This window comes from Bradyrhizobium sp. SZCCHNS30572, assembly GCF_032484415.1.
GTDB lineage: Bacteria > Pseudomonadota > Alphaproteobacteria > Rhizobiales > Xanthobacteraceae > Bradyrhizobium.
In genome coordinates, this window is the sequence record NZ_JAUESY010000005.1 from 508643 (window position 1) to 530984 (window position 22342).

The 22342-nt window shown below is 66.7% G+C and carries 18 protein-coding genes; 9 read left to right on the plus strand and 9 right to left on the minus strand.

Annotated features, from left to right (window positions below; translation table 11 throughout):
- Nucleotides 1–193 precede the first annotated feature (193 nt).
- From fixL to QX048_RS16545, 4 genes are all read left to right on the plus strand, one after another.
- A complete protein-coding gene (fixL, locus tag QX048_RS16530) occupies nt 194–1717 on the plus strand; it encodes a sensor protein FixL (protein WP_409977926.1) in 1524 nt (507 codons plus the stop codon).
- The gene (fixJ, locus tag QX048_RS16535) at nt 1710–2327 is read left to right on the plus strand and encodes a response regulator FixJ (protein WP_316186865.1); all 618 of its coding nucleotides are present in this window, start codon (nt 1710–1712) and stop codon (nt 2325–2327) included. The genes fixL and fixJ overlap by 8 nt, the downstream gene beginning before the upstream one ends.
- 77 nt (nt 2328–2404) lie before the next feature.
- Entirely contained in the window at nt 2405–2809 is a 405-nt protein-coding gene (locus QX048_RS16540; protein WP_315715697.1) for a response regulator, read from the plus strand.
- Nucleotides 2810–2920: 111 nt separating this feature from the next.
- Nucleotides 2921–3625, plus strand: coding sequence for a helix-turn-helix domain-containing protein (locus QX048_RS16545; RefSeq protein WP_316186886.1), 705 nt, complete (start codon nt 2921–2923; stop codon nt 3623–3625).
- A gap of 13 nt (nt 3626–3638) precedes the next feature.
- On the opposite strand, the gene QX048_RS16550 is transcribed toward QX048_RS16545, so the two are convergent.
- The 4 genes from QX048_RS16550 to QX048_RS16565 form a co-directional block, all read right to left on the minus strand.
- Nucleotides 3639–4961 (minus strand): MFS transporter, encoded by a 1323-nt coding sequence (locus tag QX048_RS16550; protein WP_316191792.1) that lies wholly within the window; start codon nt 4959–4961, stop codon nt 3639–3641.
- Nucleotides 4962–5067: 106 nt separating this feature from the next.
- Nucleotides 5068–5577, minus strand: a complete 510-nt coding sequence (locus QX048_RS16555) for a PRC-barrel domain-containing protein (protein ID WP_315715695.1) — start codon at nt 5575–5577, stop codon at nt 5068–5070.
- Nucleotides 5574–7775, minus strand: a complete 2202-nt coding sequence (locus QX048_RS16560) for an amylo-alpha-1,6-glucosidase (protein WP_315754204.1) — start codon at nt 7773–7775, stop codon at nt 5574–5576. Before QX048_RS16560 ends, QX048_RS16555 begins: the two co-directional genes overlap by 4 nt.
- Nucleotides 7776–7847: 72 nt before the next feature.
- Nucleotides 7848–9611 (minus strand): ABC transporter ATP-binding protein, encoded by a 1764-nt coding sequence (locus QX048_RS16565; protein ID WP_315754206.1) that lies wholly within the window; start codon nt 9609–9611, stop codon nt 7848–7850.
- 290 nt (nt 9612–9901) lie between these two features.
- Between QX048_RS16565 and QX048_RS16570 the strand changes: the two genes are divergently transcribed.
- Nucleotides 9902–10972, plus strand: a complete 1071-nt coding sequence (locus QX048_RS16570; RefSeq protein WP_315754208.1) for a glycosyltransferase family 4 protein — start codon at nt 9902–9904, stop codon at nt 10970–10972.
- 46 nt (nt 10973–11018) lie between these two features.
- Here the strand turns inward: QX048_RS16570 and QX048_RS16575 are convergent, their stop codons facing one another.
- From QX048_RS16575 to bioB, 5 genes are all read right to left on the minus strand, one after another.
- A complete protein-coding gene (locus QX048_RS16575; RefSeq protein ID WP_315826425.1) occupies nt 11019–12962 on the minus strand; it encodes an alkyl/aryl-sulfatase in 1944 nt (647 codons plus the stop codon).
- Nucleotides 12963–13044: 82 nt separating this feature from the next.
- The gene (locus QX048_RS16580) at nt 13045–14310 is read right to left on the minus strand and encodes an adenosylmethionine--8-amino-7-oxononanoate transaminase (protein ID WP_315826426.1); all 1266 of its coding nucleotides are present in this window, start codon (nt 14308–14310) and stop codon (nt 13045–13047) included.
- Nucleotides 14307–14939: a dethiobiotin synthase gene (bioD, locus tag QX048_RS16585; RefSeq protein ID WP_315826427.1), complete on the minus strand. Its 633-nt coding sequence runs from the start codon at nt 14937–14939 to the stop codon at nt 14307–14309. Before bioD ends, QX048_RS16580 begins: the two co-directional genes overlap by 4 nt.
- Nucleotides 14936–16081: an 8-amino-7-oxononanoate synthase gene (locus tag QX048_RS16590; RefSeq protein WP_315826428.1), complete on the minus strand. Its 1146-nt coding sequence runs from the start codon at nt 16079–16081 to the stop codon at nt 14936–14938. Before QX048_RS16590 ends, bioD begins: the two co-directional genes overlap by 4 nt.
- Before the next feature lie 100 nt (nt 16082–16181).
- Nucleotides 16182–17234: a biotin synthase BioB gene (gene bioB, locus QX048_RS16595; protein ID WP_409999225.1), complete on the minus strand. Its 1053-nt coding sequence runs from the start codon at nt 17232–17234 to the stop codon at nt 16182–16184.
- Nucleotides 17235–17353: 119 nt separating this feature from the next.
- On the opposite strand from bioB, the gene QX048_RS16600 reads away from it, so the two are divergent.
- The 4 genes from QX048_RS16600 to QX048_RS16615 all read left to right on the plus strand — a co-directional run bounded on the left by QX048_RS16600 (nt 17354) and on the right by QX048_RS16615 (nt 22298).
- Nucleotides 17354–17986, plus strand: a complete 633-nt coding sequence (locus QX048_RS16600; protein WP_315715813.1) for a GntR family transcriptional regulator — start codon at nt 17354–17356, stop codon at nt 17984–17986.
- A 130-nt stretch (nt 17987–18116) separates the two neighbouring features.
- Nucleotides 18117–19517, plus strand: coding sequence for an MFS transporter (locus QX048_RS16605; RefSeq protein WP_315826429.1), 1401 nt, complete (start codon nt 18117–18119; stop codon nt 19515–19517).
- 137 nt (nt 19518–19654) lie between these two features.
- The gene (locus tag QX048_RS16610; RefSeq protein WP_315715685.1) at nt 19655–20104 is read left to right on the plus strand and encodes a (2Fe-2S)-binding protein; all 450 of its coding nucleotides are present in this window, start codon (nt 19655–19657) and stop codon (nt 20102–20104) included.
- 10 nt (nt 20105–20114) lie between these two features.
- Nucleotides 20115–22298, plus strand: a complete 2184-nt coding sequence (locus tag QX048_RS16615; protein ID WP_315826430.1) for a xanthine dehydrogenase family protein molybdopterin-binding subunit — start codon at nt 20115–20117, stop codon at nt 22296–22298.
- The last annotated feature ends 44 nt before the right edge of the window (nt 22299–22342 follow it).

The following is a 22342-nucleotide window of genomic DNA, read 5'->3' on the forward strand; positions in this document are numbered from 1 at the left end:
CGGTGAAGCACGGGCGGCAGGACACCGTTGGAACCCGGCCCAGGATCGGAGAAAGCCTTGAATTGTCGAACCAAAGTTTAAGTCGGGCCGGGTTGCAGGGGCGCAATCTGGTATAGGATACCGCGGTGGTCGGCCTCCCGGCCGCGGCGGCAACGGCGAATCGGACAACGGCGAATCGATCAAAGGCCTCGAATTGCGCGACTTCACCCACCCCTTCCCGGATGCATCCGCCAGGCTCGACGACGCTCCCGAGGACGCTCGGAGGCTGGGCTTCGGCGCGTGGGATCTCGATCTGGCCTCGGGCGAGTTCTACTGGTCGGTGACGACGCGGAAGCTGTTCGGCGTGGCGGCCGATCAGCCGGTGACCTACGGGTCCTTCCTGGCGCTGCTCGCGCCCGAGGATCGCGCGCCGGTCGAGGCGGCGATCGAGGATTCGCGCCATCGGAGCACCGGGTTCGACATGTCGTTCAAGGTGTCCGGCGGCGGCCACTGGATTCGCGTGCTTGCCGGCGTGGTCCCCGACGAGGCCGGCGCGCCGCACCATCTGCGCGGCATCGCCCTCGACATCGACCAGGAGAAGCGGCTGGAGGAGACGCTGCGGCTGCGCGAGCAGCATTTCCGCTCGATCCTGGACACCGTGCCGGACGCGATGATCGTGATCGACGGCAGCGGCACGATCCAGTTCTTCAGCTCCGCGGCGGAGCGGATGTTCGGCCTCACCGAGGCAGAAGCGGTCGGCCTTGACGTCAGCGAATTGATGCCCGAGCCGGACCGCTCGCGCCATGCCGGCTACCTCACCCGCTACCATGCCAGTCGCGAGCGCCGCATCATCGGCATCGGCCGCATCGTGACCGGCCGCCGCCGCGACGGCACGACATTCCCGATGCATCTGTCGATCGGCGAGATGCAGTCCGGCGGCAAGCCCTATTTCACCGGCTTCGCCCATGATCTCACCGAGCATCAGCAGACCCAGGCACGGCTGCGGGAACTGCAGTCGGAACTGGTCCACGTGTCGCGCCTCAGCGCCATGGGCGAGATGGCCTCGGCGCTGGCGCATGAGCTGAACCAGCCGCTCGCCGCGATCAGCAATTACATGAAAGGCTCGCGCCGGCTGCTGGCCGGCAGCAGTGATCCGAACACGCCCAAGATCGAGAGCGCGATGGACCGCGCCGCCGAGCAGGCAATTCGCGCCGGCCAGATCATCCGCCGTCTGCGCGATTTCGTCTCGCGCGGCGAATCGGAGAAGCGGGTCGAGAGCCTGTCGAAGCTGATCGAGGAAGCCGGCGCCCTCGGCCTTTCCGGCGCCCGCGAGCAGAACGTCCAGTTGCGCTTTCAACTCAATCCGGAGGCCGATCTCGTGCTCGCCGACCGGGTCCAGATCCAGCAGGTCCTGGTCAATCTGTTCCGCAATGGACTCGAGGCGATGGCTCATTCCGAACGCCGCGAGCTCAGTGCGACAAATTGCAGACTCAGCGACGACTTGATCGAGGTCTCGGTATCCGACACCGGAACGGGATTCCACGACGACGTCATGCCCAATCTCTTCAAGACCTTCTTCACCACCAAGGACACCGGAATGGGAGTCGGCCTCTCGATCAGCCGGTCCATCATCGAGGCCCATGGCGGGCGCATGTGGGCCGAGAACAACGAAGCGGGCGGCGCGACGTTCCGCTTCACCCTGCCGGCAGCCCCAACCAAGGTTGAGCACGATGGCTGAACGGGCCAAGGTCTATGTGATCGACGACGACGAGGCGATGCGGGATTCGCTCAACTTCCTGCTCGATTCATCAGGCTTTGACGTCACGCTGTTCGAGAACGCGGAGATCTTCCTCGGCCGACTGCCGATGCTCCCTTTCGGCTGCGTCGTCTCGGACGTGCGGATGCCCGGCATCGACGGCATCGAGCTGCTCAAGCGCATGAAGGCCGCCGGCAGCAGCTTTCCGATCCTGGTGATGACCGGCCATGGCGACGTGCCGCTCGCGGTCGAGGCGATGAAGCTCGGCGCGGTCGATTTTCTGGAGAAGCCGTTCGAGGACGAGCGACTGGTCGCCATGATCGAAACGGCAATCCAGCAGGCCGAGCCGGCCGCGAAGAATGAATCGGTCACGCAGGACATCCTGGCGCGCGTCGCCAGCCTGAGCCCCCGGGAGCGCCAGGTGATGGATGGACTGATGGCCGGTCTCTCCAACAAGCTGATCGCGCGCGAATACGACATCAGTCCGCGCACCATCGAGGTCTACAGGGCCAACGTGATGACCAAGATGGGAGCGAACAGCCTCTCCGAGCTGGTGCGTCTGGCGATGCGCGCAGGTGCGCTGAAGGATTGAGCTAGATCAAGCTACCTTGACAGAATCGAGTGTTATCTTGCGCCTCGGTTCAACATCACATTCTCGCGGCACGTGCGATGTCGGCTCACACAAAACCTACGGTCTACGTAGCCGACGACGATGCTGACGTCCTCGGCTCGCTGCGCTTCCTGCTGGAGGCCGATGGCTTCGACGTGCGCACGTTTCGCAGCGGCACCGCACTGCTCAAGGCCTCGGACCACGCGCCCGTCGACTGCTTCGTGGTCGACTACAAGATGCCGGAGATCAACGGCGTCGAGCTCGCCGAACGGTTGCGCAAGCAGGGGGCGACCGCGCCGGTGGTGCTGATCACGGGGCACTACGATGACCGGCTTGCGGCGCGCGCGGCGGCCGTCGGGATCCAGGATTTCCTGCTCAAGCCGTTGCTCGACGACAATCTGGTGAAGCGGATCCGCAAGGCGATCGCCAACGACCATTCGGGTACCGCCCAGCGGGTCTCCTGAGCGGGCCGGCTACGTATATCTACGTAAGGAACCCCCCTTAAGATAACGGCCGAAATGTCCTTAACGGGAGCCGCCGTGTACCACATCGCCATCCGCCGCAAGGAGATGGTCATGCTCAATCAGTCGATTACCAATTCGGTCGTCAACACCAACGCCCCCCACGCCGTCCCCTCTGCTGTCGTCTCTCCTGCCGCCAATCCCTTTGCCGAGATCACCGGCCATGCCGGGCTCATCGCCAGCGAGTTCTCCTACAAGAAGGACGAGGAGATCTATGGCGAGGACGAGCCGGCCGAATACGTCTACCAGGTGATTTCCGGCGCCGTTCGCAGCTACAAGCTGCTCTCCGACGGCCGCCGCCAGATCGGCGCCTTCCATCTTCCCGGTGACGTTTTCGGCCTCGAATTCGGCTCCATGCACCGTCTCGCCGCCGAGGCCATCATCGATACCACCGTGCGCCTGGTGAAGCGCCGCAGCCTCGAACAGGCAGCAGGCGTCGACGTCGCGGTCGCCCGCAAGCTCTGGACCATGACGGCCGGCGATCTCCGCCATGCCGAGGACCACATGCTGCTGCTGGGCCGCAAGACCGCGATGGAGCGCGTCGCGACCTTCCTGCTCGAGATGGACCGCCGCCTCGCCGTCGCCGGCATGATGGCGCTGCCGATGTGCCGCCGCGATATCGGCGACTATCTCGGCCTGACCCTGGAGACCGTGTCGCGCGCGCTGTCGCAGTTGCACAGCCAGGGCGTTCTCGGCTTCTCCGGTGCCCGCCAGATCGTGCTGCGCAACCGCCAGCGCCTGCGCAGCATGGACGCCTGAGCGCCCTGCCCGTTCACGCCCTGCGCTCGCGCTGCCCGGTCTCCGGCATCAGCAGCGCGATCAAGAGAAGACCCGTCAGCGCCACGCCTGACAGACCCATGAAGGCGGTGGCGCTGCCGTAACGGTCGCTGGCGAAGCCGGCGACGACGGTGGACAGCGATCCGCCGATCCCGGACGCCGTCCCGACGATTCCCTGCGCCAGATTGAAATGCCCGCTGCCGAAGGCGACGTCGGCCACCGTCAGCGGAATCATGACGGCGAACACGGCCGCCGTGACGCCGTCGAAGATCTGCACCGCCACCAGCACGTAGGGATCGTGCACGACCGCGAACAGCGCGCCGCGCATCGCGAGCGCCGCAAACCCCAGCATCAGCAGCGGCCTGCGGCCCCATTGCTGCGCGACCGCGCCGACCGAGGGCGAGGTCAGCGCCACGATCGCCTGCGGCACCACGATGCAGAACGCGATCAGCATCGGCGCCCATTCGCTCGATTTCGTCGTCACCACGCCGGCCATCAGCGGCAGCATCGCCGCATTGGCGAGCTGCAGCAGGAACACGCCGAGCGCGAACACGAGCAGCGCGCGCTGGCGCAGCAGGCCGAGCAGATTCGACAGCCGCGCGACCTCCTTGTCCTCGTGATGGGCCCGGCCGTGTGCCCGCGCGACGTCGATCTCGCGCTCGCGGATGCGCGACAACGCGATCAGCGTCGGAAAGGCGAGAATGAAGGTGACCAGGAACACGGCGCGGCTGGACAGCAGATAGCCGCAGGTGCCCATCACGGCCGCAGCCACGCCATTGCCGAGCGACGCGAACCGCGCATTGCGGCCGAGCCGCTCCGCCATGCCGCGCGGCCCGACCAGGCCGAGGCTGATCGCCGCGATCGCGGGTCCCAGCACGCAGCTCGCCGCCGCATGCAACGTTGCGGCAGCCGCGACCACGGGAAAGATCGGCCAAGCCGCATAGGCCAGCGCGCAGCCGCCGATGGCCGCGATGGCAAGGCCGGCGACGCGGCGCTCGGATCTGGCCGCATCGATGATCGCGCCGCCCGGCATCTGCCCGATCAGCCCGACGATGCCGCCGATCGACAGCACCAGGCCGATCTGCGCCTGCGTCCATTTCTGCGTCGTCAGATAGACCGCGATGAAGGGACCGAAGCCGGTCTGCACGTCGGCCAGGAAGAAGATGAACCAATCCAGCCCGTGCAGGCTCTGCCGCGACGGCGCTGGTCTTGAAGTCTGGCCATGATCCTCCCCGGCATCCGGACGCGCGCCCGCCTCTGCCGCGCCGTCAGGCTCGGGCTCCCGGTCAGGCGATCTCGACGGCCGTGCAATCGGCATGGCTCTCACATCTCAACTCATCTCAACTCGTGAGGCTGACGGGACAGAACATCCCCACCGTGTTCCGCTGCACGCGCAGGCCGGACCGGCAATCGCACACATCAACTCAATGATCGAAATCCCAGGGTGACAGCTTGCCGGACGCGCCGAGCACGACGACGGCCTTGTCCTCCTTGTATTCGGGCGCGGCCTTCACCTGCTCCTTGGTGAGGTCGAGCGTGACCTGGTCGCTCTTCTCGGCGATGTGCTTGAAGTCGAGCGCGGTCCAGTCGACCACGATCTTGCGGCTGCCGACACCGAGGAAGCCGCCGAAATCGATCACCGCGGCTCGCACCGTGCCGGTGGAATCGACGATGACGTCGACGATGTGGCCCATGTCCTCGCCGGTCGAGCTGCGCACGTCGCGACCGAGCACGCCATGCGCATCGCGCGCGCCGAGGATGGTGACCGAGGGCGGCGGTGCCGGCTCCTTCGCGGGCGCCGCGGCATCCTTGGCAGGCGGTGCCGGCGACGGCTGCTGCGCATGCCCGTCGCCGACATACGGACCGATGAGCAACGGCAGCGTGACGAGACAGCCGCAAGCAGCTCGGTGGAGAGCGGGTTTCAACGCCATCATTGCGCCAGCACCAGCGAGACCTGGATCTGACCGCGCCGCCGCAGCACCTCCATGGAGATGTCCTCGCCATGGCGGCGAATGCGCAGGTCGATCGTCGAGCTGCCGAGCCTGAGATCGCGCAGCACCACCCAGTCCAGGAACGCGGGCAGCCGCGGATTGCGCAGACGGATCTCGCCGCGCGCGGCGTCGAACTCGAGCCCGAGCGCCGCCTCGAGCAAGGTGAACGGCGTCGCGCTGGCCCAGGCCTGCGGCGCGCAGGCCACCGGATAGAGCGTCGGGCCGCGATGCTTCTCGCGCCGGAAGCCGCAGAACAGCTCCGGCAGCCGGCGCAGATCCATGTAGGACGCCGCTTCGAACAGGCCGCCGAACACCTGCTCGACCGCATGCTTGAGGCCATAGCGCGACAGGCCGAGCGCAATCAGCGCATTGTCGTGCGGCCAGATCGATCCGTCGTGATAGGACATCGGATTGTAGCGCGCTTCGCCGCAGGCGACGGTGCGGATGCCCCAGCCCGAGAAGAAATGCGGCCGCAGCAGTTCGGCGGCAAGCTTGCGGGCGCGATCCTCGCGCACCATGCCGCTGAACAGCAGCTGCCCGGCGTTGGACGTCCGGACGCGGCAGGGCTGCTTGTGGCCGTCGAGCGCGAGCGCATAGGTGTTCAGATCCTCGCACCAGAAGGCGTCCTCGAACCGTTCCGCGAGATCAGCGGCCTCGGCCTGGAGCCGGTCCGCCATCTCGGCCTTTCCGAGCCGACGGGCGCAACGCGCCGCCAGCTGCTTGCCGGCAAACACATAGCCCTGCACCTCCGCAAGCGCGATGTAACCTTCCGCGAGACGTCCATCGGCATGGAACACCGCGTCGTAGGAGTCCTTCCAGCCCTGGTTGGCGAGACCCTGCTCGGAGGCGCGCTGATATTCCACGAAGCCATCGCGATCGGGATCGCCGGGGCCGTCGATCCAGCGCAACGCCAGCTCGATCGCCGGCCATAACTCCCTCAGGGTGTCGATGTCGCCGGTGCGCTCGATATAAAGCCCGGCGAGCAGCACGAACAGCGGCGTGGAATCGACGCTGCCATAATAGCAGCCGAACGGCACCTCACGCAGCGCCGCCATCTCGCCGCCGCGCATCTCGTGCAGGATCTTGCCGGGCTCGGCATCGGACAGCGGATCGGTCGTGCGCGCCTGATGCACGGCGAGCCGGCGCAGGACGCCGCGGGCAATGCGCGGATCGACCCACAGCATCTGCATCGCGGTGATCAGCCCGTCGCGACCGAATGTGGTCGAATACCAGGGAATGCCGGCATAGGGATAACGCCCCTCCGGCGTATCCGTCATCAGGATGTTCAGATCGGCCGCTGCCTGGCACAGCACCTCGTTGAGGATGTCGTTGGAGGTCTCGATGCTGGCGGCGCCAACGGTGCATCGGCGCATCTCTCGGCGATGGGCGAGCAGGCTGCGGAAAAAGGGCCGGGGCCGCTCGCCGGCCTTGGCGTTGCACATCACGGCCACGAACAGCGAGGCCGATTCCTGCGGGGCAAGGTCGAAATGATAGGTTGCGACATTGACGGTGAGATGCGTCGGACGCGGATCGAAGCTCACGTCGGTGGTGCGCAGGACATTGTCCAGGCCGCGATAGTGCAGGACCACCTCGGACGGGTCCACCAGCCGGCTCGAGCCGATGCCGCGCCGCGGCCGCACGGTGCCTCGCACCTCGAAAAGGTCGGCAAAATCATTGTCGAATGTCAGCTTGAGATCGAAGCTGGCATGGCGATCGCCATGGTTCTGCAGCCCGATGCGCTGATAGGCCGTGCCATGCCAGAGAAAGATCGTGCGCACGATGTGCAGCATATCCTTCGGCAGCACCAGGCGGCCCTGGCTGTAGATGTCGGGATTGGTGAGATCGACGGTCAGCGCGGAGTTGTCGTCGCGCAGGCTCGAGCCGAGCAGCAGGGGCTGAACGTCGTCCAGCGTCAATTCGAGCCGCGCGAGATAGCGCGTATCGGCGTTGAAGAGACCGTCCGGTCCGCCGGCCGAGGCGCCGATGTCGCCATGGCCGTCGAGGACGATGAACGTATCGTCGTGCTTGAGCGAGCGCCGCGGCCGGGACGCCGGCCCCGTCATGGGAATATAGAACGGCTGCTCGACAGGCTCGTCCGTCTGGGTGATCAACGACAGTGTGCTTGCGACTTCGGCGGACATGTTGGCCTCATGCGATGTTGAAGTGCCCAGACAACCGAGAGTGCACGTTCTCGACGCGACCCGACGCTACGATCAGGCGGCGAACTTGGCGAGCCGGTTCATCTCCTGGGTGACGAGCTCACGATACGGGCCCTCGTCCTGCATCAGCCGGTCAGGCGCGCCGTCCTCGATGATCCTGCCCGATTTCAGCACCACCACGCGGTCAAAATTCCGCAAGGTCGCAAGGCGATGCGCGATCGCAATGACGGTGCGGCCGCGCATCAGACGACTCAACGCCTCACGGATGGCCTCCTCGGACTCGCTGTCGAGCGCGGCGGTGGCCTCGTCGAGCAGAAGGATCGGCGCATCCTTGAGGAAGGCGCGCGCGATCGCGATGCGCTGGCGCTGCCCGCCCGAAAGCTTGACGCCGCGATCCCCGACCATTGTCTGCAATCCCTCCGGCAGCGTCTCGACGAAGTCGCAGCGCGCCGCGATCGCCGCCCGCAACACCTCGTCGTCGGTCGCACTCGGACGTCCGTAGCGAATGTTCTCCAGAATGGAGCGATGAAACAGCGAGATGTCCTGCGGAACCACCGAGATCGCCTCGCGCAGGCTCTGCTGGGTGACCTTGGCGATGTCCTGGCCGTCGATCGTGATATGCCCGGCTTGCGGATCATAGAACCGTTGCAGCAGCGTGAACAGGCTCGACTTGCCGCCGCCGGACTGTCCAACCAGGCCCACGCGCTGGCCCGGCTGCAGGCGCAGCGTGAAATTCTCGAACAGCTTGTGACCGCCAGGATAGTGGAAGGTGATGTTGTCGAAGGCGATGGCCGCACCGCTCTTGACCAGCGGCTCGGCCTGCGGGTCATCGCGCAGCTCGTGCGGCTGCAGCAGGGTCGCGATCGCCTCGCTCATGCGCGCCACGTGCTGGGTGACATCGACCAGCGCCACCGCCAGATCCCGCGTCGCGTTGAGAATGCAGAGGCCGAGCGTGCAGACCAGCACGACGTCGCCGGTCGTCGCCCCGCCCCGCTGCCACAGCGAGATCGCCCACGCCATGAGCGCGATCGTCAGCACGATCGTCACCGTCGCGTGCAGAATGCGCAGCTTCTCGAGGTAGCGGAGACTGCGCCCGCGTGCCTCCAACTCCCTGTCGACCGTCGCGTCGAACCGGTCGTGCTCGTGGCGCAGGCCGCAGAACGCGCGCACCAGCGGCATGTTCGAGATCACGTCGACCATCTCGCCGTCGACCATGGCCGCCTTGTCGGCGAAATCGTCATGCAGCGGCTTGCCGGCGGCCGCCAGACGGAACATCGCCGCCACCATCATCGCCGCGATCAGCAGCAGGCCGATGGCCATCGGGCCGCTCACGGTTCCGATCAGGCAGATCGCCGCGACCGTGGCGAGGCATGGCGGCAAGACGTTCCAGACGAACATGTTCTCCACGGTGAACACGGCGTTCGACGTCGCCGTGATGCGGCTCGACAGCATGCCGGGCAGACGGTCGCCGAAATAGCTCGGCGAATGCCCGGTGAGATGACGGAAGATGTCGCGCCGGAGATCTCCGGTGACACGGACGAAGGTGAAGCTCGCGATCCAGCTGGCGACACGCCAAAGAATGTTGTCGGTCGCGATCAGCGCCATCAGCAGCACGAACGCGGCCCAGACGTTGCCGCCGCCCGCAGGCCCTGCCGAGAGGCTGTCGACGAGCGATTTCACGCCATATTGCGTGCCTACCGAACAGGCAACCGCACCGATGACGGCCATCAGAATCACGAGGTGGGCGGTGGGGCGCTTGCGCAGATAGCGCATCACGAAGGGAAAGGGTCGGTGCGCGTAGCCAGAAAGCTGATCCATGGTCTTCCCGTTGATGAGCGAGGTCGTGGCGACACCTGATGCGGCCAGATGAACGACGAACGGTTTCTCGGGTTCCGTGCGCCTTCGCGGCGCAACCTGCCCTCCGACGATGCCGCGGCAGCAGCGTTGGAGAGCGGGGATGGCATCAATGAGACGGCACGGAACACGTTGTGTCGAAGAAAGAGTGATCGCGTGAATGGAACTTCGCACATGCGACAACGTTCCCGCTGTGGCAGTGCCGGTGCCATTGGGGATTCATCCATGATCGGTCACGAACAGGAGACGATGAGATGCGCATTGCGCAAATAGCTCCATTGACGGAGGCCGTGCCTCCGAAGCTCTACGGCGGCACTGAGCGGGTCGTCCATTGGTTGACCGAAGAGCTCGTTGCCCTCGGACACGACGTCACCCTGTTCGCCAGCGGCGATTCGCAGACCTCGGCGAAGCTCTCTCCGACATGGCCGAAAGCACTGCGCCTCGACGGCTCGGTGAGGGATCCGAACGCGCTGCACATGGTGATGCTCGAAAACGTGCGGCAGCAATGCGACGACGAACAGTTCGACATTCTGCACTTCCACCTCGACTACTACCCGTTCTCCCTGTTCCACCGGCAACCCACACCGTTCCTGACCACCTTGCACGGCAGGCTCGATCTTCCGGAGCACCAGCCGGTGTTCTCGGTCTTCAAGGATGTTCCCGTCGTCTCGATCTCGGACTCGCAGCGCCGGCCGGTGCCGAATGCGAACTGGGTGCGCACCGTGCTGCATGGACTGCCCGCAACGCTCCTGATTCCCAAGCCGGTGACGCCGAGCTATCTCGCCGTGCTCGGACGCATCGCCCCGGAAAAGGGTGTCGACCGTGCCATCAAGATCGCCATGCGCTGCGGGATTCCGCTGAAGATCGCGGCCAAGATCGATCGCGCTGACCAAGACTATTATGAGCAGACGATCCGTCCCTTGATCCACGGCAATCCGCTCGTCGAGTTCATCGGCGAGATCAGCGATCACGAGAAGCCGGAGTTCCTGTCCGGCGCGCTCGGCCTGCTGTTGCCGATCGATTGGCCGGAGCCGTTCGGCCTGGTGATGATCGAATCGATGGCCTGCGGCACGCCCGTGATCGCCTACAACCGCGGCTCGGTTCCCGAAGTGATCGACGACGGTGTGACCGGCTTCATCGTCGAGGACGAGCTCAGCGCGGTAGCGGCCGTCAGTCGCCTGCCCGAGCTGAGCCGCGCCCGCGTGCGCGCGCAGTTCGAGCGACGCTTCACCGCGCGCCGGATGGCGCTCGACTATCTCGCGGCCTATCGCAGCCTGATCGACATCGCTGCGCCGCGCATCCGGCTGGTCAGCAGCGCCGAATAGCATGAGGAGGCCGGGCAAGTTCGGCGAGCCCGGCCTCCGCCTCATCTCAGGTGACGGCAGCCCGCTTCGGCTCGACGATCTCGAACATGCGCGGGAACTCGTCCATCAGCGACATCAGCTCGGCCAGCCGCATCGGATTGCCCGCGAAGCTGATCTTCCCGGCGGCGACCGCTTCCGGAAAGCTCGTGGCCTTGGCAATGACCGCATCGAGCGTCGAACGCGCCAGCGTGAACCCCGCATCGGCGGTCGACGCCTGCACGCCGACCGCATAGGTCAGCGCACAATTCTGCAGGGTGAGCACGAAGCGCTCGCCGGTGTCGGTGAACGTCCAGTTCAGCACGATGTGCTTGCCTTCCGCCTTGGGCCCGTTCAGCCTGACCCCGAGCACGTCCCATAGCTGCTCGGTGCGCAGCGCCGCCAGCGTCTCGCGCGGCAGGCCGGGCCGGGCCGGAACCTCCGGCATACCTTGGCGCAGCTCCTGCGCGCCGAACAGATAGGCATTGCGCCAGGTCGCACTCTCGGCGGCATAGCCGAGCTGCTCCAGCGTGTCGGCCAGCAGCGCGCGCGCCTCGGCATTGTCCGGCTCGGCGAAGACGAGATGACCCACGACCTGCGCGACGAAGCGGAATTCGCCGTTGGCAAAGTCCGCGCGCGCCCGCGCCAGCAGCGCCTCTGTCCCGCCCATATAGGAGACGTATTTCCGGCCGGCCTCGACCGGCGGCAGCGGATCGAGATTGACCGGATTGGCATCATACCAGCCGAGATATTTCTGGTAGATCGCCTTCACGTTGTGGCGGATGTGGCCGTAATAGCCGCGCGCATGCCATGCCCCTTCGAGGCTCCGGGGCAGCCTGATCTGCTCGGCGATCTCACTTGCGGTCAGGCCATGATTCATCAGCCGCACGGTCTGGTCGTGGGCAAATTTGTAGAGATCGCGCTGTTCGCGGATCATGCCGTCGACACGGCTCGCGCCCCATATCGGCCAATGATGCTGGCCGCACATCACCTCCGCCTTGCCGCCCCACAGTTGCAGCGCCTCGCCGAGATATTTCGACCACGCCAGCGCGTCGCGCACGTCGGCGCCGCGAAACGGCAGCAGGTTGTGGAAGTTGTGCGTGCAGTTCTCGGCGAGGTTCAACAGGCGATAGCGCGGCACGAAGAAATGCATCTCCGCCGGCGCCTCGCTGTTCGGCGCCATCTGGAATTCGAAGGTGAGACCGTCGATGACCCGGGTGTCCCCGGTCGCCATGATCAGGTCGGTCGGCCGCAGCAGCGCAACGGCTCCCGCCGCCATGGTCTTGCCGAGCCCACAATCGACATGGCCCTTCGGCCCCTTCGCGAGCAGCGGCCCGAACTGATATTGCGCCCGGCGCAGCATCGCAGGGCCGGCGATGATGTTCTCGGAGACCGCATGCTCGATGAACAGGTTCGGCGCGATCAGCGGCACGCGGCCGCTGGCCATCGCGTCGTCGTCGACCACGCCGCGCGCGCCGCCCCAATGATCGGTGTGGGTATGCGTGAACATCACCGCCGTGACCGGCCTGACGCCGCGGTGCTGGTAGTACAGCTCCAATGCGGCCTGCGCGCCCTCGATCGAGGTCAGCGTGTCGACCACGATCACGCCGGTGTCCCCCTCGATCAGCGTCATGTTGGCGATGTCGAGCCCACGCACCTGGTAGACGCCGGGCACGACCTCGAACAGGCCGTGATGCATGTTGAGCTTCGCCTGCCGCCACAGGCTGGGATTGACGGTCGGCGGCGCCTGCTCCGCGTCAAGGAAGTAGTAAGGCGCGAGGCTCCAGACGGTGCGCCCCTGCGCCGTCGTCACCTTGGCCTGATCGATCGTGCCGAGAAAGCCGCGGGCGGCATCATCGAAATCGGCGGTGTCGCCGAACGGCAGCGCCTCCAGCACGGCCTGCTGCGCTGCGCTCACGGCCGCGCTGGCCTCCTTCGGATCCTTGGTGCCATCTCCGCTGACCGGCGCGCTCATGACTGTTTCCTCCGCAACGACGTTGGCACGATGCTAGTGCGCGGGATCGCGGAGCGCAAATCGCGGGCCGCAGAACAGCCCCTCAGAGCACGTGATCGACGGCCTCGTCGATGGCGGCATAGACCGTCTCGACATCCCCGGCGGTGACGCAGTAAGGCGGCATGACGTAGATGGTGTGGCCAAGCGGACGCAGCAGGACGTCGCTGTCGCGGAAGAAGGCCTGCAGCTTCGGGCCGACCTCGGCGAGGTAGCCCGGCTCGTCGGCATGGAGATCGAGCGCGGTGATGGTACCGCAGCGCCGCAGGTCGGAAAATCGCTCGTCGTAACGCAGGCGGTCGAGGCAGCGCTCCTGCGCGGCCGCGACGGCGGCGACCCGGGCCCGCGTCTGCGGCTGGCGCCACAGCTCGAGATTGGCGCTAGCTGCCGCGCAGGCGATGGGGTTGGCGGTGTAGGAGCTGGAGTGAAAGAACGTGCAGGCGCGGTCGGTCGAATAGTGCGCCTCGTAGATAGCGGGACTGCACAGCGTGACCGCAAGCGGCATCGCGCCTCCGGTCAGTCCTTTGGCGTAGCAGGCGATATCGGGGGCGATGTCCGCCTGCTCGCAGGCGAACAACGTGCCGGTGCGGCCCCAGCCGGTCATCACCTCGTCGGCGATGAACAGCACGCCGAACACCTTGCAGATCCGGTGCATCTCGCGCAGCACCGCGGCCGGATACATCAGCATGCCGCCGGCGCCGAGCACCAGGGGCTCGACGATGAAGGCGGCCGGCCGGTCTTTCTCGCAAATTGTAGCGAGCGCATCCAGAGTCGCCTGTTCCCGGCCCTGCGCTGGAAACGGGACGACGGCGACGTCGAACAGCAGCGACTCATAGGCCGCATTGAACACGCCGCGGGCGCCGACTGACATCGCGCCGATGGTGTCGCCGTGATAGGAATGCTGCATTACCACGATGCGCGAACGCGGCTCGCCGATGTTCCTGAAATAGCCGAGCGCCATCTTCAGCGCGACCTCCACGCTGGTGGCGCCGCTGTCGGAAAAGAACACGTGCGTGAGGCTCGGCGGCACCAGCGCGAGCAGCCCGGCGGCCACCTGCTCGGCCGGCTCGTGGCTATGACCGGCGAAGATGACCTGATCCAGCCGCTCGGCCTGGTCCTGGATCGCGCGCACGATATGCGGATGGCAATGGCCGTGCGTGACCACCCACCACGACGCGATCGCGTCGATGATCCGCCTGCCGTCGGCGGTGAAGAGATAGGCGCCCTCGCCGCGCGCGACCGCCGTCATCTCGGGCTGGAGCGCATGCTGCGTGAAGGGATGCCAGATCGGCGAGGTTGCCTTGCGCATCATGGTTCGAAATCCGTGCGCTGGAATTGGGTGGCGAACACGTGCTGCAGCGATCGCGCCGTCAGCGGCGTGACCCAGGGCAACCGGCCGAGGCGCCTCACCTCGCCGAGCCGGCAGATCGTATCTTCGTTGTCGTCGTGGCCGTCGCCGATGAAGGCGATGCCGAGCACGTCGATGCCACGACTGCGCAGCGCCGCCAGCGACAGCAGCGAGTGATTGATCGTGCCGAGACTGGTGCGCGCGCAGAGCACGACCGGCAGCTGCCATCGCGCGAAGACATCGAGATAGAGCGTTCCGGAATCGAGCGGCACCATGACGCCGCCGGCTCCCTCGATCACGACAGGCCGGCCGGCGGCCCGCGGAGGACGGAGGCGGAGCGGATCGATGCTGATGCCTGCGAGGCGTGCCGCGCGATGCGGCGAGGCCGGCTCGGCCAGCCGATAGGCTTCAGGCAACACGCGGTCGTCGGCGAGCTCGGCGAGCCGCTGGACACGGCGGGTATCCGTCTCCTCGGCAAGGCCGGCCTGGACCGGCTTCCAATAGCAGGCCCCGAGCAGCGCCGTGAGGCCGGCGGCGAACACCGTCTTGCCGATCCCGGTGTCGGTCCCGGTGACCACGATGCGCAGCGTCATGGCCGCGGCCTTCCGATCTCGTCGGCGAGCGCGTCGAGCAGCGCCGCGATGGCCGGCTCGTCGATGTTCAAGGTCAGCGACAGCCTGAGCCGCGCCGTGCCCGGCGGCACCGTCGGCGGGCGGATGCCGCGGACGTCGAAGCCCCGCGCCTGCAGCGCGGCAGCCAGGTTCATCGCGCGCGCATTGTCGCCGACGACGCAGGGAATGATCTGCGACGGCGACCAGCTTTCACCGAAGCGCGCGGCGATCGCGCCATGGGCGAAGGCAACGAGCTGCGCCAGCCTCCGCTGCCGCTCCGGCTCTTCCCGCAGGATCGCAAGCGCCTCCATCACCGCCACCGCCATCAGCGGCGACGGCGCCGTGCTGAAGACGAAAGGTCGGCAGCGATTGATCAGCGTGTCGCGCAGCACGCGGCTTGCGGTGACCAGCGCACCGGCTGCGCCCAATGCCTTGCCGCAGGTGTGAACGGTCACGACGCTCTCGCGTCCCTCGTAGGCTGCGGCCAGACCGCGGCCCTGCGCGCCGTGGACCCCGGTCGCATGGGCCTCGTCGATCAGCAGAAAGGCATCGTGGCGCTCGGCGATCGCGATCAAATCCGCCAGCGGCGCGAGATCGCCATCCATGCTGTAGAGGCTTTCGACGACGATCCAGGGCCGGCCCACCCCGCCGCCCCTGCGCCAGATCAGGATCGCGTCCTCGGCCGACTGGGCGTTGTTGTGGATGAACTGGCACGTCTCGGCACGGCCGGCGCGCGCGCCTTCATGGGTGCTGGCATGAACCAGCGCATCGAGCACCAGCAGGTCGTCGCGCTGCGGCAGCGTGGTGAGCACGGCGAAGTTCGCCACGTAGCCGGAGCCGAAGAACAGCGCGCTCTCGGCACCGAAGAAGCGCGCCGCGTCCGCCTCGAGCCGTTCGTGCTCCTCGCAATTGCCACGCAGCAGGCGCGAGCCGCCGGCGCCGACCGGCGTGCCGGCCTCCATGGCCGCGGCGACCGCGCGCTTCATCCGCGGAGCCTGTGCGAGACCGAGATAGTCGTTGGAGGAGAAATCGAGACCGGCCCGTGGACTGAGGCGCCGCAACCGGTCATCGGCCGCGAGTCTCTGCAGACCGTCGGAATAGATCGCCAATCTGTCGGACGGCATGGGCATGGCTCCGCTCTCTTTCGGTCAGCCGCGGACGTGGACCGGCACGACAAGGCAGTTCCGGGGGCGCCGTCGCGCCGAGATCGCGCTGAGGGTTGAATCAGGCCGGGGACGAAGCCTCCGCGCCCTCGCCGGCGGCGACCGGCGCGCCCGGGCGCGCCGACAGCGACGATGTCATGCCGAGCCGCGCGAGCAGATCGGCATCGCGGTCGCGTTGCGGATTGGCCGTGGTCAGCAGCACGTCGCCGATGAAGATGGAATTGGCGCCGGCGAGCAGGCACAGGGTCTGCAGCTCGTCGCTCATATATTGCCGGCCCGCGGACAGCCGCACCACGCTGGCCGGCATCATGATCCTGGACACCGCGATCAATCGCACGAGCGCAATCGGATCAGGCCGCGCGGCCGTAGCGTTGACCGGCACGCCCTTGACCTCGTTCCACATGTTGATCGGCACGCTGTCGGGATGCTCAGCGAGATTGGCCAGCAGCACCAGCATGCCGAGCCGATCATCGACCTCCTCGCCCATGCCGATGATGCCGCCGCAGCACACCTTGATGCCGGCGTCACGGACATGCGCGAGCGTGTCGATGCGGTCCTGCAGCGCGCGCGTGGTGATGATGCGGTCGTAGAATTCGGGCGAGGTGTCGACATTGTGGTTGTAGAAGTCGAGCCCGGCCTCTCTCAGCCGCTGCGCCTGCGGCGGGGTCAGCATGCCCAGCGTGACGCAGGTCTCCATGCCCAGATCCTTCACCGCGCTGACCATGTCGCAGACCTGATCGAGGTCGCGGTCCTTCGGACTGCGCCAGGCGGCGGCCATGCAGAAGCGCTCGGCCCCGGCGGCCTTCGCGCGCCGCGCGGTGGCGACCACCTCGTCGCGGTCCATCAGCTTGGTCGCCTTGAGCCCGGTGTCGTAATGCGCGCTCTGCGAGCAGTAGCCACAATCCTCCGGGCAGCCGCCGGTCTTGATGCTGAGCAGGCTCGCCGTCTCGACGCGGGTGGGATCGAACTGCCGGCGATGCGCCGACTGCGCCAGGAACATCAGGTCCGGAAATGGCAGGCGATAGAGCGCCTCGGCCTCGTCTCTGGTCCAGTCATGACGGATGGCATTGCCAACCGCCATTCGATCAGGGCCCGCGCCGCTTTGATCCGCCATGCTCGCTCCACGCCAAATTATAGATTATCATAGATATTATCTATGATTTTCTGTATTCGAGCACCGTATCGGACGAGAGCTTCCGCTGCATCGGTTTTTTCGATAGATAATCTATGACTATGCCGGACGAGAATCTCACCACCGCTCAGCGGATCGCCGAAGCGATCACCGATCGCATCGTCAGCGGTGCGCTGCCGCCCGACGCGCCGTTGCGGCAGGACCACGTCGCGCGCGAGTTCAACTCCAGCCACGTGCCGGTGCGCGAGGCATTTCGGCAGCTCGAGGCGCTCTATCTGGTGGTCGCGGCGCCGCGACGCGGCGTGCGCGTGGCACCGCTCGATGCGAAGTCGACCAGGGAGATCGTCGAGATGCGCACAGCGCTCGAGGTGATCGCGCTGCGCAATGCCGCGCCGCGCTACACGCCGGCGCATCTCGCCGCGATCGAGCTGGCGCTGATCGAGGCCGATAATGCGGAGACCATCCAGGAGTTCGAGACCGCAAACCGCGCCTTTCATCGCGCGCTGGTCGCGCCCTGCGCGATGCCGCGGCTGCTGGCGAGCCTCGACGGACTACGCCTCGCGAATTCGCGCCTCGTGCTGGCGATGGCCCGCAATGCCGGCTGGCGTCCGCGCACCAACCAGGATCACCGGCTGATCCTGCAGGCCCTGCGCGCCCGCCAGATCGGCCACGCCTGCGAGCTCCTGACGCGGCACAACCAGACGATCGAGCGGCTGGCAAGGCCGGGCGTGTAGCCGGCTTCAACCCGTTCCTTGCGACCGGGCGCATACCGCCATGCGCCCGCGACGGCTGGGGCGCTCGCCTGCTCCCGTGTACATGCTGATCCGGACGCGCCCCGCGAACCGAAGGTCTCCAAAGGTCTCCATGTCCAACCGCCACCACGCTTCGAGGCTCGCCGGCGACGGCACCGCCGACGGCCTGCCGCCGGGCCAGCGTCCCTGGGCGATCTCGGCGATCTTCACCGCGCTGTCGATGGCCTCGCTCGACGTCGCCATCGCCAACATCGCGCTGCCGTCGATCTCGGCCGATCTCCACGTCTCCCCGGCCGAGGTGGTCTGGGTGGTCAACATCTACCAGATCGCGCTGGTGGCGACCTTGCTGCCGCTCGGCGCGCTCGGCGAGATCGTCGGCCATCAGCGCATCTATCTCGGCGGCCTCCTGCTGTTCACGCTGGCCTCGGTCGGCTGCGCGCTGGCGTGGTCGCTACCGACCCTGGTCGTCGCCCGCGCATTGCAGGGCCTCGGCGCCAGCGGCATCATGAGCGTCAACACCGCGCTGGTGCGCTTCGTCTATCCCGGAAAGATGCTCGGACGCGGCCTCGGCCACAACGCGCTCGTGGTCGGCATCTCCTTCACCTTCGGCCCGACCATTGCGTCCGCCATTCTCTCGCTCGGCTCCTGGCCTTGGCTGTTTGCGATCAACCTCCCCTTCGGCCTGATCGCCATCGCGATCGGCATGAAGATGCTGCCGCGAACGCCGCGCGCCGAGCATGGCTTCGACTTTCTCGGCGCCGGGCTCGCTGCGCTCTGCCTCGGCCTGTTCATCACCGGCATCGGCAGCGCCGCGCATGGCGCGACGCCGGCCATGGTGGTGGCAGAGCTTGTCGGCGCGCTCGTGCTCGGCGTCATCCTGACCCGCCGCCAGGCCGATCACCCAGCGCCGATGCTGCCGATCGATCTGTTCCGCCGCGGGGTTTTCGCGCTGTCGGCGGCGACCGCGGTTTGCTCCTTCTCGGTGCAGGGCCTCGGCTTCGTGTCGCTGCCGTTCTATTTCGAGGACATTCTCCAGCGTTCGCAGGTCGAGACCGGCTTCTTCATGACCCCCTGGCCGCTCGCGGTCACGATCATGGCCCCGATCGCCGGGCGGCTGTCGGACCGTTTTCCCGCCGGCCTGCTTGGCGGCATCGGCCTGGTGATGCTCGGATCCGGCATGGCGCTGCTCGCCATGCTGCCCGAGAACCCGAGCATCGCCAACATCGTCTGGCGCATGCTGATCTGCGGCATCGGGTTCGGCTTCTTCCAGGCGCCGAACATGAAGGCCATCATGTCGAGCGCCCCGCCCCATCGCAGCGGCGGCGCCAGCGGCATCGTCGCCACGGCCCGGTTGACCGGTCAGACCACCGGCGCGGCGCTGGCCGCCTTGTGCTTCAGCCTTGCGGGGCACGACGGAGCCACCCTTGCCTTGGCCCTCGGCGCAGGTTTCGCCGCGCTGGGCAGCGTGATGAGCTTTCTGCGGCTGGCCGTAGCTCCGCCGCGCGGCCCATGAGCCGAAGCAACTACAACCACGGCTCATCACAAATCTTCCCGCGCGGCAAACGCATATTCTTGATTTGAAGGATGCAAACGTTCGCGCCACATTGCCGCCCTCTGTTCAACTGGCGAGTTGAACGAAAGGGATCTGCGATGGCAAACCTCACGATCAACGGACAATCCTATACTCTGGACGTCGAGCCCGACACGCCGCTGCTGTGGGCGATCCGCGAGAATGCCGGACTGACCGGCACCAAATATGGCTGCGGCATTGCACAATGCGGCGCCTGCACCGTGCATCTCGACGGCGCGGCCGTGCGCTCCTGTGGCGTCACCGTCTCCGAGGCCCAGGGCAAGCAGATCACCACCATCGAGGGGCTCGCGAGCGACAACGGGCTGCACAAGGTGCAGCAGGCCTGGGTGGAGAACGACGTTCCGCAATGCGGCTACTGCCAGAGCGGCATGATCATGGCCGTCGCGGCACTGCTCAAGGACAATCCGAAGCCGAGCGATCAGGACATCAACGACGCCATCACCAACATCTGCCGCTGTGGAACCTTCGCGCAGGTGCGCGAGGCGATCCACGCCGCGGCCAACGCCTGAGGAGGACGGCATGAACCAGCATGTGACGCCGCGCCTCGACCGCCGGTCCTTCGTCATCGGCACCGCCGCACTCGGCGGCGGCCTCGCCCTCGGCCTCGATATCCCCTTCGGCGGCCCGCAGGTGGTGCGCGCAGCCGATGGCTCACCCGAGGTCAATGCATGGGTCGTAGTCCGGCCCGACGACACCGTGGTGATCCGCATCGCCCGCTCGGAAATGGGCCAGGGCTCGCTGACCGGGCTCGCCCAGCTCGTCGCGGAGGAGCTTGCCTGCGACTGGAGCAAGGTCACGACCGAATATCCGACGCCCGGCCAGAACGTCGCCCGCAAGCGCGTGTGGGGCGATTTCTCAACCGGCGGCAGCCGCGGCATCCGCTCGTCGCAGGACTACGTCCGCAAGGGCGGTGCCGCCGCGCGCATGATGCTGATCCAGGCGGCCGCCGACGAATGGAAGGTTCCGGCGGCCGAATGCACCGCCGCCAACAGCGTCATCACCCACAAGGCGTCGGGCCGCACGACGACCTACGGCAAGGTGGCGGAAGCCGCCGCGAAGCTGACGCCGCCTGCCGACGTCAAGCTGAAGGATCCGAAGGACTGGACCCTGATCGGCAAGGGCGTGAGACGGCTCGACACCGCCGACAAGGTCACCGGCGCGATGATCTACGGCGCCGACATGAAGCTGCCGAACATGCTCAACGCCGCGATCAAGGACTGTCCGGTCACCGGCGGCAAGCTGAAGAGCTATGACGAGGCCAAGATCGCCGGCATGAAGGGCGTCAAGAAGGTGGTCGCGATCGATGGCACCGCCGTGGCCGTGGTCGCCGACACCTGGTGGCACGCGAAGACGGCGCTCGATGCGCTGCCGATCGTGTGGGACGAAGGCGAGAACGCCAAGGTCTCCTCGGCCTCGATCGCCAAATGGCTCGCGGAAGGATTGGAGTCCGGCCCCGCCTTTGTCGGCAACGAGAACGGCGACGCCAAGGCGGCGCTGGCGAGCGCCGTCAGGAAGGTCGAGGCCGTCTACAACTATCCCTATCAGAACCACGCCACGATGGAGCCGATGAACGCCACGGCGCTCTACACGCCCGAGCGATGCGAGGTGTGGTGCGGCACGCAGAACGGCGAGGCGGCGTTCGCCGCGGTTCTGGAAGCCTCAGGGCTGCCCGCCGACAAATGCGAGGTGCACAAGCTGATCCTCGGCGGCGGCTTCGGCCGGCGCGGCCAGACCGACTATGTCCGCCAGGCGGTGAAGATCGCCAAGGAGATGCCGGGCACGCCGATCAAGCTGTTGTGGTCGCGCGAGGAGGACATGACCCATGGCCGCTATCACCCGATCACGCAGTGCAAGCTGACCGGCGGCTTCGACGCCGACAACAATCTGACGGCACTGCACATGCGCATCTCCGGCCAGTCGATCCTGTTCAGCCTGCGGCCCGACGCGCTGGTCAACGGCAAGGACCCCGCGACCTTCCAGGGGCTCGCACCATCGGGCGAAGCCACGATCGGCTACTCCGTGCCGAATTTGCTGATCGAACACGCAATGCGCAACCCGCACATCAATCCGGGCTTCTGGCGCGGCGTCAACGTGAACCAGAACGCGATCTATCTCGAATGCTTCATGGACGAGCTCGCCGATGCGGCCGGCCAGGATCCGCTGGACTTCCGCCGCAAGCTGATGGCCGATCATCCCAAGCATCTCGCGGTGCTCAACGCTGTCGCGGAGAAGATCGGCTGGGGCACGCCGGCGCCGGACGGCGTGTCCCGTGGCCTCGCTCAACTGCACGGCTATGGCAGCTACGTCGCGGGTGCTGCCGAGATCTCGGTGATCAACGGCAGCAAGATCAAGATCCACCGCATCGTCGCCTCGACCGATCCCGGCTACGTCGTCAACCCGGCGCAGGTGGAGCGGCAGATCGCCGGCTCGTTCGTCTACGGCCTCTCGGCGCTGTTCTACGGCGGCTGCACCGTGAAGGACGGACGGATCGTCGAGACCAACTTCGACAGCTACAACTCGATGCGCATCGCCGAGATGCCGAAGGTGGAAGCGATCATGATCCCGAGCGGCGGCTTCTGGGGCGGCGTCGGCGAGCCGACCATCGGCGTCGCCGCGCCCGCCGTGCTGAATGCGTATTTTGCCGCCACTGGGAAACGCATCCGCTCGTTGCCACTGCGCGACCAGAACATCACCTTCGCATGACCCGCGTGGCGGCGGCCGTTGGGAACAATGGCTGGCGCCGTGCT

Coding starts and splice junctions, on each gene's coding strand:
- bioD (WP_315826427.1), bottom strand. CDS start 14,939: ATGACGCTGCGCATCGTGGTCACCGGGACCGACACCGGGATCGGCAAG.
- QX048_RS16560 (WP_315754204.1), bottom strand. CDS start 7,775: ATGTCCGCCGAAGTCGCAAGCACACTGTCGTTGATCACCCAGACGGAC.
- fixJ (WP_316186865.1), top strand. CDS start 1,710: ATGGCTGAACGGGCCAAGGTCTATGTGATCGACGACGACGAGGCGATG.
- QX048_RS16575 (WP_315826425.1), bottom strand. CDS start 12,962: ATGAGCGCGCCGGTCAGCGGAGATGGCACCAAGGATCCGAAGGAGGCC.
- QX048_RS16610 (WP_315715685.1), top strand. CDS start 19,655: ATGGCAAACCTCACGATCAACGGACAATCCTATACTCTGGACGTCGAG.
- QX048_RS16615 (WP_315826430.1), top strand. CDS start 20,115: ATGAACCAGCATGTGACGCCGCGCCTCGACCGCCGGTCCTTCGTCATC.
- bioB (WP_409999225.1), bottom strand. CDS start 17,234: ATGGCGGATCAAAGCGGCGCGGGCCCTGATCGAATGGCGGTTGGCAAT.
- QX048_RS16580 (WP_315826426.1), bottom strand. CDS start 14,310: ATGATGCGCAAGGCAACCTCGCCGATCTGGCATCCCTTCACGCAGCAT.
- QX048_RS16605 (WP_315826429.1), top strand. CDS start 18,117: ATGTCCAACCGCCACCACGCTTCGAGGCTCGCCGGCGACGGCACCGCC.
- QX048_RS16590 (WP_315826428.1), bottom strand. CDS start 16,081: ATGCCGTCCGACAGATTGGCGATCTATTCCGACGGTCTGCAGAGACTC.
- QX048_RS16555 (WP_315715695.1), bottom strand. CDS start 5,577: ATGATGGCGTTGAAACCCGCTCTCCACCGAGCTGCTTGCGGCTGTCTC.
- QX048_RS16540 (WP_315715697.1), top strand. CDS start 2,405: ATGTCGGCTCACACAAAACCTACGGTCTACGTAGCCGACGACGATGCT.
- QX048_RS16545 (WP_316186886.1), top strand. CDS start 2,921: ATGCTCAATCAGTCGATTACCAATTCGGTCGTCAACACCAACGCCCCC.
- QX048_RS16570 (WP_315754208.1), top strand. CDS start 9,902: ATGCGCATTGCGCAAATAGCTCCATTGACGGAGGCCGTGCCTCCGAAG.
- QX048_RS16565 (WP_315754206.1), bottom strand. CDS start 9,611: ATGGATCAGCTTTCTGGCTACGCGCACCGACCCTTTCCCTTCGTGATG.
- QX048_RS16550 (WP_316191792.1), bottom strand. CDS start 4,961: ATGCCGATTGCACGGCCGTCGAGATCGCCTGACCGGGAGCCCGAGCCT.
- QX048_RS16600 (WP_315715813.1), top strand. CDS start 17,354: ATGCCGGACGAGAATCTCACCACCGCTCAGCGGATCGCCGAAGCGATC.